Genomic DNA, 10,082 nt, shown 5'->3' with positions numbered 1-10,082 from the left:
TGGAAACGAGGCAGGGTCAGTATCCGTAAAGACGTTGCTTGAAGGCATGGGAACAGCTTCAATCAGAGACAGAGCGACCAAAGAAACAGTGCAGGCATCCGCCCGAATCTCATCCGCTCGGAAGGAGTTGCGAACTCGCCGGGAGGAGCAAAATGCGCTCATTGACGAGGACCAGCACGCAACCATTGACGGCTACTTTAGAGCGGAGCTCGCCCTTCTCTGTCGCGACTTGAGAGTTCAACCGGGCTTTGATATTGAGACTATTACACCGTTCGGGTACAAGAGCCTCGCTGAGCGCGGAGGAGCTGCCGACAATAGCCGCCTACAACTGTCGTACCACCTTGCGATGCATCGGTTAGTACAACATTTCAAAACGGAGACGCTTGCGCCACTTATCCTGGATACGCCAAACCAACAAGACCAGGGCGTGCTGAATTATGGTTTGGTCTCAGCTGAGCTGAAGAAACGCGCGACCGACGACACGCAAATTATTGTCTGCGTAACTCGCCACAAAGAGACCATCGCATTGGAGTCAGGCTCGACGGTTTTCGACTTGGGACCGGAAAAGCTCTTCGGCAAGAATATGTTTGAAAGTCTCGCGCCGGTCTTCGACCGAGTCTTCGAAACTGGCTCAGACCTTGGCTCCTGACGCATTCGTGTCGCGTGCCTTGCAAACTGGAAGTGGCTATCGTCTAGCGAATTTCGTCTGAGCCTGCGCGTGCTCAATAGGTCAATTGGCCCAAGGCGACCTCAACGACTTCATGCCGAAGTGTGGTGTCAGCGGATTCTCGGGGGGAAGTAGGTCGGGAATTGTCGTTTCTTGACTGCATCCTGCGGGGTGATAGCCATACGCCGGGCTTATGTAGTTTTCCGTCGAAGATTTCTCATCGAGCCGAGACCAAAACGGAAAATTTGCGCTGTGCGAGAAGTTTGATAAACTCCGCAGAGAGCCGTGACGCCGGCTCGCCCGTCCACAAAGGCTAAGTCGGAACCGACAGCGAGTTTCAATGAAAAGGTGAATCCAAGGCCTATCTCATGGGCTACCGCGGATTTCTTGTGTGGGCGCATTGAATTCGGGTAGCCGGCAACGAGATTAGCCATGAAACTCACTATTTCTCCTGCTCAACTCGAGCAACTCCGCCGTAACGCCAAGCGCCTCGCGCGCGACGAATCCATCCCTTTGCATGAAGCTCAGGCTCGAATTGCTGCTGACAGCGGTTTTCGAAACTGGTCGCTACTCGCTCGTGGAGTTGATGCTGCGCAAAGAAAGTCGCAAACTCCTAAAGGCCAACCCGTCAATACTCGTAGTCGACACTATCTACACGGCGACCAAAGCGAAACGGACGGAATGCGTTATTACTGCGCAATGTGCGACCAGATGGTCCCCGCCGAGCACTTCAAGGATGGGAGCCATGACCTCAAAAAGAGCATTGAGCGATACGTCCGTAGCATCCGCAATTTTGAGGCGTGGACTTCGGCTGAGCTACGCAATTGGCGTCGACCCGATGACGCTGCAAATCTGTTGGATGAGGATGTGACGGCTTACCATGCTGCACAAGCGGCCAGGGAAGCTTCACGTAGCCGGTTCCACCGATGGATTCTGACTCAAACACGTCGGGAGGACGCAATTGGGGACTTGGCGCGTGATATTGAGTCGGACAAAGACTTTCCTGTGGCTGAGACGTCGCTGGAAGCGCTTATTGATTATATGGACGCCGCAGGAGCTATTGATGATGCGCTGAAGGCGATGCGAGCCGCCCACGCTACGTTTCGGCGGTTGAGCCGGGCGTCGGCGTCATATGACCTGCCCCCTGCAAACAGGGCCAGCCGGAGTCTAGTAAAGTTCGTTTTCGGAGAAGAAGACGAACATGAAGAAGCGATTTACGGAACAGCAAATCATCGGGTTTCTAAAGGAAGCTGAAGCCGGCATGCCGGTCAAGGAACTGTGCAGGAAGCACGGGTTCAGTGACGCGTCGTTCTACACCTGGCGCGCAAAGTTCGGCGGCATGGAAGTCTCAGAAGCGCGCCGGCTCAAGGACCTCGAGGTTGAGAATTCCCGGCTGAAGAAACTGCTGGCCGAAGCAATGCTCGATATGGAAGCGTTGAAGGTCGTCGTCAAGGGAAAGCCCTGAGCCCGCAAGCCAAACGCGAAGCAGTGTCGGCGATTCGGGAGAAGGTCAACATCTCCGAGCGCCGCGCCTGCCGGCTTGTCGGGCTTTCTCGCAGCGTGCTGCATTACGACGCGAAGCCGGACCACGGGAATGAGGTGCTAGCGGCGCGTCTGGTGGAGTTGGCGCACGAACGTCGTCGATTCGGCTACCGCCGGCTGCACGCCCTAGTGGAACGCGAAACCATGCACGCCAATCACAAGCGCATCTATCGCCTGTACCGTGAGGCAGGGCTGGCTGTGCGGCGCCGTCGCAAGCGCCACGGCGTCATGATTGAGCGCGAGCGACTGGCATTGCCAGGCGCGCCCAACGAGGTGTGGTCAATCGATTTCGTGATGGATGCGCTGTCCAATGGCCGGCGCGTGAAGTGCCTGACCGTCGTCGATGACTTCACGAAAGAGGCTGTCGACATTGTCGTCGACCATGGCATCTCAGGTTTGTATGTCGCTCGGGCATTGGAGCGTGCAGCTCGCTTCCGTGGCTATCCCAAGGCGGTGCGCACAGACCAGGGCCCCGAATTTACGAGCCGCGCGCTTGACCAGTGGGCGTATGCGAACAGCGTCACTCTGAAGTTGATTCAGGCGGGCAAGCCAACGCAGAATGCGTACATCGAATCGTTCAACGGCAAGTTCCGCGACGAATGCCTTAACGAGCACTGGTTCACGACGCTCGCGCACGCTCGGGCTGTCATCGCGGCATGGCGTCAGGACTACAACGAGCAAAGGCCGCACAGCGCACTGAACTACCTTGCTCCGTCAGAGTTTGCGGCGAAACATCGAGCAGCCGCGGATGCTCCTGCCGCTTTCCAGGAGCTGGTTTAACGGGACTTTGCTAGAAGCCCTTTGGCCCTATTGAAGGGGGCAGGTCAGCACAGCACCTGAGGGGCGGTTTGCAGTGTGTGCAGGTTCTGAACCTTGCGCGTCCCGTGAAATCGGCGGCATTCCCTCGCCAATTTACCCATTGTCGTTACACGTCGGCCACCACATTCGTGGGGCCGACGAGCAAAATCATTGTTTAAATGGGGCCGGACAACTTCAATTGTTTCCGGACAACTTCAATTGTTCGCTTTCACGGGTCCTACCAGTTCGTTTCCCGCTCGGGTGTGGCCGTGATCTTGTGGATCGACAGATCGGCGCCGTAGTATTCCTGTTCATTGTCGAGCCGCAGGCCCACAAGGCGCTTGATCGCACCGTAGACGACATATCCGCCGGCGAACGCAATCGCCACGCCCATCACCGTGCCCACGACCTGCGCGACGAAGCTCACACCGCCCAGTCCGCCCAGCCAGGTCTGACCGAACAGTCCGGCGGCGATTCCGCCCCAGACACCGCACACACCATGCAGCGGCCACACCCCCAGCACGTCGTCGATGTGAAGACGGTTCTGCGTCACGGTGAAAAGCTTCACGAACAACACCCCGGCAATGGCGCCGACGACGAGCGCCCCCAACGGATGCATGACGTCCGACCCGGCGCACACGGCGACGAGGCCGGCGAGCGGGCCGTTGTGAATGAAGCCGGGATCGTCCTTGCCGACCCACATCGCCGCGAGCGTGCCGCCGACCATCGCCATGAGCGAGTTCACCGCGACCAGACCGGAAATGCCGCCCACGCGCTGCGCGCTCATCACGTTGAATCCGAACCAGCCGACAATCAGAATCCACGCCCCGAGGGCGAGGAACGGAATCGACGACGGCGGGTGCGCCGCGACCTGCCCCTGTCCGTTGTAGCGCCCATGCCGAGCGCCGAGATGCACGACGGCGGCCAGTCCGATCCAACCCCCGACCGCGTGCACGACGACCGAACCGGCGAAATCGTGGAATGGCGCGCCGAACGCGTGCGTGAGCCAGTCCTGCACGCCAAGGTGCCCATTCCAGGCGATGCCCTCGAAGAAAGGATAGATCACGCCCACGAGGAAGAACGTCGCCACCGACTGCGGGTGGAACTTCGCGCGTTCGGCAATGCCGCCAGAGACGATGGCGGGAATCGCCGCGGCGAAGGTGAGCAGGAAGAAGAAGCGAACGAGCTCGTAGCCGTTGTGTTGCGCAAGGGTTGCCGCGCCCGACCAGAAGTCGATGCCATAGGCGAGCGGATATCCGATGAAGAAGTACGCGAGCCCCGAGACAGCAAAGTCCGTGAGGATCTTCACGAGGGCGTTGACCTGGTTTTTCTTGCGAACGGTGCCGAGCTCGAGGAACGCAAAGCCGGCGTGCATGGCAAGCACCAGGATTGCGCCGAGCAGAAGGAACAGCACGTCGCCGGGTGTATTGGTATTGGGCATGAATGTGCTCTTTTGGTGCAGACGGAAAGAAGAAAGGAGATACGCAAGAGCGATGCCAGATTTTTCAACGCGTTGATTTATATAGGTGTTTTATTGTGTGATATGACGGGGAGCATGCGAGAGTGCACGGCGATGGTGCCGCTAAGCGCGCTCATGTTCGATCGACGTGCATCGCCGGGCCGGCAGCAGGGGGGCGGCGGTATTGGCAGACGTTTCCGCCGTTTCCGACATATCCGACGTATCCGGCGGGCCGACGCGTCGCCGACGAAATGACGCTGCAGAGACAGTGCAATGTGGATGACGGGGGAGCGGTGATCGCGCGCGGTGCGTGAGCGCAAGGCGCGGTATAGAATCGGGCGTTCTCGTTTCGCGCATCAACCGTCATCACGCACAAACCACTGAGGAAATCCCATGATCTTTGAAATTGCCCAGATCGAAGTGAAACCCGGCACGGAAGCCGCATTCGAGCAGGGCGTGACGAAGGCCGCGCCGCTGTTCAAGGGGGCGAAAGGCTGCCACGGCATGCGTCTGCTCAAGTCCATCGAGGCGCCGACGCATTACAGCCTTGTCGTGACGTGGGAAACGCTGGAGAACCACACGGTCGATTTCCGCAACTCGGAAGCCTTCACGCAGTGGCGCGCGCTGGTGAGCGACTGCTTCGCTGCGCCGCCCAACGTGCATCACGTCACCGAGGCGCTGATCGGCTTCTGATCCGCACGACTCGCAAGGACGGGCAAGCGCGGCAGCGGAGAGGATTCTCCGCTGCCGCTTTTTCATGCCCTGGGGATCCGTGCAGGACCTAGGGTAAACGTGATGAAATTCAGGAAAAGTTTTCATATAACATGCAAACCAGAAAAATACGGGACGACGCGAGAGGATGACAACCAAGCCCAAAACCCTGACCGAGCAGGTGGCTCAGCAGTTGCAGGACGCGATCCGACAGGGCGTGTACCCCATCGGCAGCCGGCTGCCCACCGGCAAGCAACTGTCCGAGACTTATGGCGTAAGCCAGGCGGTGATTCGAGAGGTCACTGAGCGTCTGCGTGCACAGGGCCTGATCGACAGCCGTCAGGGCGCCGGAGTGACGGTCAAGTCGCGCACGCCCTCGAGCGGCTTTCAGGTGCCGGTTGGACAAAGCGCCGCGGACCTTGCCAGCGTCTACGAGTTGCGTCTGGATCTCGAGAGCACCGCTGCGGCGCTCGCCGCCGTGCGTCACACCGATGAAGACATCCGGCTTCTGGCGGACATTCTGGAAAAGCTCGAAACGAACCTCTATCACGCGGACAACGGCGTGGAGTACGACACCGCGTTTCACGCGGCCATCGCCCGTGCCACGCACAACCGGTACTACGCTGACCTGCTTCAGTATCTGAATCTGCAAATCCGGCAAGTCGTGCAGACAGCGCGCGAGAACACGCTGCGTCACGAGGGACTGGCCGCGCAGGTGCACCAGGAGCACGTGGCGGTCTTCAACGCCATCAAGGCGCGTGATCCGCTGCTGGCGCGGGCGGCGTCACTTTCGCATCTGTTGCGTGCTTCGGCGCGTCTGGGGCTCACGTTGCCCGGACGCGATGTCATCACCGGCGCGATTGCGCCCACGCGGGCCTGAACCTGGAGCGCAACCGTACTCCGTGGCGCAAGCCTCATACCGTAACCCTGACGCGTGAACCCATGACTCTTTCCGCTTTTGCCCAACGTCTCATCGATGCGGTCGGTGTCGACAGCGTCTTCACCTCGCCTGACGACATCGCACCCTGGCTCGCCGACTGGCGCGGCCTGTATCGCGGCAACGCCCAGGCGGTGGTACGCCCGCGCACGGTGGACGACGTATCGAAGGTGCTGGCGCTGTGTCAGAGCACGGCCACGCCCGTGGTGCCGCGCGGCGGCAATACCGGCCTGTGTGGCGGTGCGACGCCCGACGCGTCCGCGCGCAACGTGGTGCTCAGTCTGGATCGCTTGAATGCCGTGCGTAGTCTCGACACCATCGCCAACACGCTTGTGGCCGAAGCCGGCTGCATTCTGGAAGATCTGCAGCGCACCGCGCGCGACGCGAACCGACTGCTCCCGCTCAGTCTGGCGGCCGAAGGCTCGTGCCAGCTCGGCGGCAATCTGGCGACCAACGCGGGCGGTGTCAACGTCGTGCGTTACGGCATGACGCGCGAACTGGTGCTCGGCGTCGAGGCGGTGTTGCCGAACGGCGAGATCTTTCACGGCTTGCGCACGCTGCGCAAGGACAATACCGGTTATGACCTCAAGCAGTTGCTGATCGGCTCGGAAGGCACGCTCGGGGTCATCACTGCTGCTGCGCTGCGGCTATATGCGCCGACGCCTGTACGTCAGGTGGTGATTGCCGCCGTGGCGTCGCCGGCCCAGGCGCTGTCGCTGTACGAGCTGCTGTTCGCCGCGTGCGGGCCGCGCATGCAGGCGTTCGAATTCTTCACCGGCGAGTGCGTCGATCTCGTGATGGCGCACGTGCCCGGCGTTCGCGCGCCCTTTGGCGAACGACACCCCGGCTACGTGCTGGTCGAGTTGGCCGACACGGACGATGAGCCGGCGCTCGCGGCATTGCTCGAGCGCGTGATCGAGTCGGCCATCGAGCGCGATCTTTGTGCCGACGCCGTGGTGTCGTCCACGCTTGGCCAGGTCGAGGAAATGTGGAAGTTGCGCGAGGAGATTTCCGAGGCGCAGCGCGCCGACGGCCCGCACCTGAAACACGACGTCTCGCTGCCGATCGAAGCCATTCCGGCGTTCATGGAGAGTGCGTTGACACGGGTGCGCCGCGTCTGCCCGCAGGTGCGTCCGTTTATTTTCGGCCACTTCGGCGACGGCAATCTGCATTACAACCTTTCGCGCCCGGCGGGCGAGGCGCCCGACTTCATGGCCCGGCACGGCGAGGCGATCACCGCCGAAGTGCTCGATGAGGTTGCCCGTTACGGCGGCAGCATCAGTGCCGAGCATGGCATCGGGCAACTCAAGCGCGACTATTTCGCCAGGTACAAGTCGCCGCTGGAGCTGCGCCTCATGCGCGAGATCAAGGCGGTTTTCGATCCGGCCGGCATCATGAATCCGGGCAAGCTGCTGTAAAGATTCGTTCACTTCCGGGGGCTGTCATCGACGCGGCGCCCGGTTCGTTCCATCCCCCGCGTGAGCCCGACATTGCGATTGTCGCCCTCGCGCCTCCTGAGGAGTCGACATGACTGCCAGTTCCGCCCATCCCGCCGCCGGGGCACCCCTGTGCCTCGGCCCGCTGCCCGAGATCGATCCGCCCACGTTCGAGGTGCCGTTCGGCGCGGTCGACACGCACGCGCACGTGGTGGCGGCGAGCGACGCGTATCCGATGGTGCCCGAGCGCAGCTACACGCCGCCGCCGGCCCCGGAAGACAAGTACCTCGCCATGCTCGATGCGACGGGCATGACGTACGGCGTGCTGGTGCAGATCAGCGTCTACGGTACCGACAACCGCTACATGCTCGAGACGCTGCGTCGCCATCCGGATCGCCTGCGCGGCATTGCCGTCGTCGCGCCGGAAGTGACCGACGCGGAACTCGAAGCGATGCACGCGGCCGGCGTTCGCGGGCTGCGTATCAATGTGCTCTTCGGCGGCGGCATCGGCTTCACGGCGATGGAAACGCTCGCGCATCGCATCAAGGATCTCGGCTGGCACATGCAGTTCCTGATGGACGTCAATGCCTTGCCTGAGCTCATGCCGCGCATGACCCGGCTGCCGGTGCCGGGCATCGTGGACCACATGGGGCATACCCCGGTGGCGCAAGGCCTCGACGCGCCGGGTTTTTCGGCGCTGCGCTCGCTCGTGCGCGACCACGGCTACTGGGTGAAGCTCTCGGGGGCATACCGCATCAGCGAGCGTTTTCCGACGTTCGACGATGTGACGCCGTTCGCGCAGGCCCTGATCGACGACGCCCCGGATCGCATGGTGTGGGGCAGCGACTGGCCGCACGTGTCGCTCACGCGCATGCCGAATACGGGCGCGCTGCGCAACCTCCTGCCGCAGTGGGCGCCCGACCCCGAGGTGCGGCGTCGCATTCTGGTGGATAACCCGGCGCGTCTGTATGGGTTTGCGGCGACGGTGTAAGGCAAGCATTCGGCGCGCACCACGCGCCGGCATTTTTATCACGACCGGGCGCACATTGCGCTCATGCGGGAACACAGGGAAACAAGGGGAGACAAGATGAACTGGTATCGCCAGATGAACAAGACCGAGCGGCGCACGTTTATCGCCGCGTTCGGCGGCTGGGCGCTCGATGCGCTCGACTTCATGGTATTCACTTTCGTGATCACCACACTGATCACGATTTTCAACATCGATAAGGCGCAGGCGGGCATGCTTGCCACCGTGACGCTGTTGTTCTCGGCCATCGGCGGCTGGCTGGCCGGCGTGCTGGCAGATCGCTTCGGCCGTGTGCGGATCCTGCAGGCGACGATTCTGTGGTTCTCCATCTGTACGATCCTGATCGGGTTCGCGCAGAGCTTCGAGCAGATTTTCGTGCTGCGCGCCCTGCAAGGCCTGGGCTTCGGCGGCGAGTGGGCCGTGGGTTCGGTGCTCATGGGCGAGATCGTGCGTACCGAGTACCGTGGGCGAGCCGTGGGCACGGTGCAAAGCGGCTGGGCGATCGGCTGGGCCGTGGCGGCGCTGTGTTACACGGTGTCGTTCTCGGTGCTGCCGGAGACCTATGCCTGGCGCGCGCTGTTCTGGATTGGTGTCATCCCCGCGCTGTTCGTGCTCTTCATTCGCAAGCACGTGCCCGAGCCGGAACTGTTCGAGCGCACGCGCAAGCGTGAAGAGGCCTCGGCCACACGCACGTCGGCACTGGCGATCTTCTCGCCCGCGCTGATCAAGACGACGGCGCTCTCGGCCCTGCTGTGCACGGGGGTGCAGGGCGGCTACTACGCGGTGACCACGTGGTTGCCGACCTTCCTGAAGACGGAGCGTCACCTGTCGGTGATCGGCACCGGCGGTTACCTGCTCGTGATCATTCTCGGGTCGTTCATCGGCTATCTGACGGGGGCTTACCTGACCGACCGGCTGGGGCGTCGCGCGAACCTGCTGATCTTCGCCGTGCTCTCGGGCGTGAGTATTTACGCCTACACGCAGTTCCAGCTGAGCAACGATCAGATGCTGATCCTTGGCTTCCCGCTGGGGTTCGCGGCATCGGGCATCTTCAGCGGCATGGGGGCTTATCTGACGGAGTTGTTCCCGTCGGCGGTGCGCGCCAACGGACAAGGCTTCGCGTACAACTTCGGGCGTGGCATCGGGGCGTTGTTTCCGAGTCTGGTGGGCTATCTCGCCAAGACCAGCGGTCTTGGTACGGCTATCGGCATGTTTGCGGGTGGGGCATACCTCGTCGTGCTGATTACCGCGTTCCTGTTACCCGAGACGAAAGGTCGGGAAATCGAGTAAGTTCATGGATCCGCGGGTGGCGGGCGCGGCGAAGACCGTCTGCCACCCCGTTTTTCTGATTCAAGGGAGTTCCGCATGAAGGTGCTGGTACCGGTCAAACGGGTAGTGGATTACAACGTAAAGGTTCGCGTGAAGAGCGACGGCAGTGGCGTCGACATTGCGAACGTGAAGATGTCGATGAATCCGTTCGACGAAATCGCGGTGGAAGAGGCGGT

Annotated in this window: 8 protein-coding genes and 2 pseudogenes; 9 read left to right on the top strand and 1 reads right to left on the bottom strand. The window is 61.6% G+C overall.

Annotated elements, in window-relative coordinates:
* From W930_RS30535 to W930_RS0122965, 3 genes and pseudogenes are all read left to right on the top strand, one after another.
* Positions 1 to 649 (top strand): annotated as a pseudogene (locus W930_RS30535) (hypothetical protein); the annotation flags it as partial.
* Between the two features lie 450 nt (positions 650 to 1,099).
* Complete coding sequence (locus tag W930_RS30705; RefSeq protein ID WP_200873103.1) at positions 1,100 to 1,921, top strand: YozE family protein; 822 nt, start codon at positions 1,100 to 1,102, stop codon at positions 1,919 to 1,921.
* Positions 1,869 to 2,989 (top strand): IS3 family transposase gene (locus W930_RS0122965; RefSeq protein ID WP_145929438.1). Its coding sequence is split into 2 segments (ribosomal slippage): positions 1,869 to 2,127 and positions 2,127 to 2,989, totalling 1,122 coding nucleotides; the frame shifts between segments, so codons are not numbered across the junction. The genes W930_RS30705 and W930_RS0122965 overlap by 53 nt, the downstream gene beginning before the upstream one ends.
* 256 nt (positions 2,990 to 3,245) lie before the next feature.
* Here the strand turns inward: W930_RS0122965 and W930_RS0122960 are convergent.
* Entirely contained in the window at positions 3,246 to 4,448 is a 1,203-nt protein-coding gene (locus W930_RS0122960; RefSeq protein ID WP_023873560.1) for an ammonium transporter, read from the bottom strand.
* A 411-nt stretch (positions 4,449 to 4,859) separates the two neighbouring features.
* On the opposite strand from W930_RS0122960, the gene W930_RS0122955 reads away from it, so the two are divergent.
* From W930_RS0122955 to W930_RS29850, 6 genes and pseudogenes are all read left to right on the top strand, one after another.
* Positions 4,860 to 5,159: an antibiotic biosynthesis monooxygenase gene (locus tag W930_RS0122955; protein WP_023596977.1), complete on the top strand. Its 300-nt coding sequence runs from the start codon at positions 4,860 to 4,862 to the stop codon at positions 5,157 to 5,159.
* A 166-nt stretch (positions 5,160 to 5,325) separates the two neighbouring features.
* Positions 5,326 to 6,057 carry a FadR/GntR family transcriptional regulator gene (locus W930_RS0122950; RefSeq protein ID WP_023873561.1) on the top strand — a complete coding sequence of 244 codons (732 nt, stop codon included), beginning with the start codon at positions 5,326 to 5,328 and terminating at the stop codon, positions 6,055 to 6,057.
* Positions 6,058 to 6,119: 62 nt separating this feature from the next.
* Entirely contained in the window at positions 6,120 to 7,532 is a 1,413-nt protein-coding gene (locus W930_RS0122945) for an FAD-binding oxidoreductase (RefSeq protein WP_023873562.1), read from the top strand.
* A 109-nt stretch (positions 7,533 to 7,641) separates the two neighbouring features.
* Positions 7,642 to 8,541, top strand: coding sequence for an amidohydrolase (locus W930_RS0122940; RefSeq protein WP_023873563.1), 900 nt, complete (start codon positions 7,642 to 7,644; stop codon positions 8,539 to 8,541).
* Positions 8,542 to 8,637: 96 nt separating this feature from the next.
* A complete protein-coding gene (locus W930_RS0122935) occupies positions 8,638 to 9,867 on the top strand; it encodes an MFS transporter (RefSeq protein WP_023873564.1) in 1,230 nt (409 codons plus the stop codon).
* A 75-nt stretch (positions 9,868 to 9,942) separates the two neighbouring features.
* Positions 9,943 to 10,082, top strand: a pseudogene (locus W930_RS29850) (electron transfer flavoprotein subunit beta/FixA family protein); the annotation flags it as partial.

This window comes from Pandoraea sp. E26 (assembly GCF_000681415.1).
Classification (GTDB): domain Bacteria; phylum Pseudomonadota; class Gammaproteobacteria; order Burkholderiales; family Burkholderiaceae; genus Pandoraea; species Pandoraea pnomenusa.
This window is presented reverse-complemented; position numbering and strand designations above follow the sequence as displayed.

What these genes read in the sequence shown, in the direction of transcription:
- W930_RS0122940 (WP_023873563.1), top strand. Translation starts at nt 7,642, where the DNA reads ATGACTGCCAGTTCCGCCCATCCCGCCGCCGGGGCACCCCTGTGCCTC.
- W930_RS0122960 (WP_023873560.1), bottom strand. Translation starts at nt 4,448, where the DNA reads ATGCCCAATACCAATACACCCGGCGACGTGCTGTTCCTTCTGCTCGGC.
- W930_RS30705 (WP_200873103.1), top strand. Translation starts at nt 1,100, where the DNA reads ATGAAACTCACTATTTCTCCTGCTCAACTCGAGCAACTCCGCCGTAAC.
- W930_RS0122955 (WP_023596977.1), top strand. Translation starts at nt 4,860, where the DNA reads ATGATCTTTGAAATTGCCCAGATCGAAGTGAAACCCGGCACGGAAGCC.
- W930_RS0122945 (WP_023873562.1), top strand. Translation starts at nt 6,120, where the DNA reads ATGACTCTTTCCGCTTTTGCCCAACGTCTCATCGATGCGGTCGGTGTC.
- W930_RS0122950 (WP_023873561.1), top strand. Translation starts at nt 5,326, where the DNA reads ATGACAACCAAGCCCAAAACCCTGACCGAGCAGGTGGCTCAGCAGTTG.
- W930_RS0122935 (WP_023873564.1), top strand. Translation starts at nt 8,638, where the DNA reads ATGAACTGGTATCGCCAGATGAACAAGACCGAGCGGCGCACGTTTATC.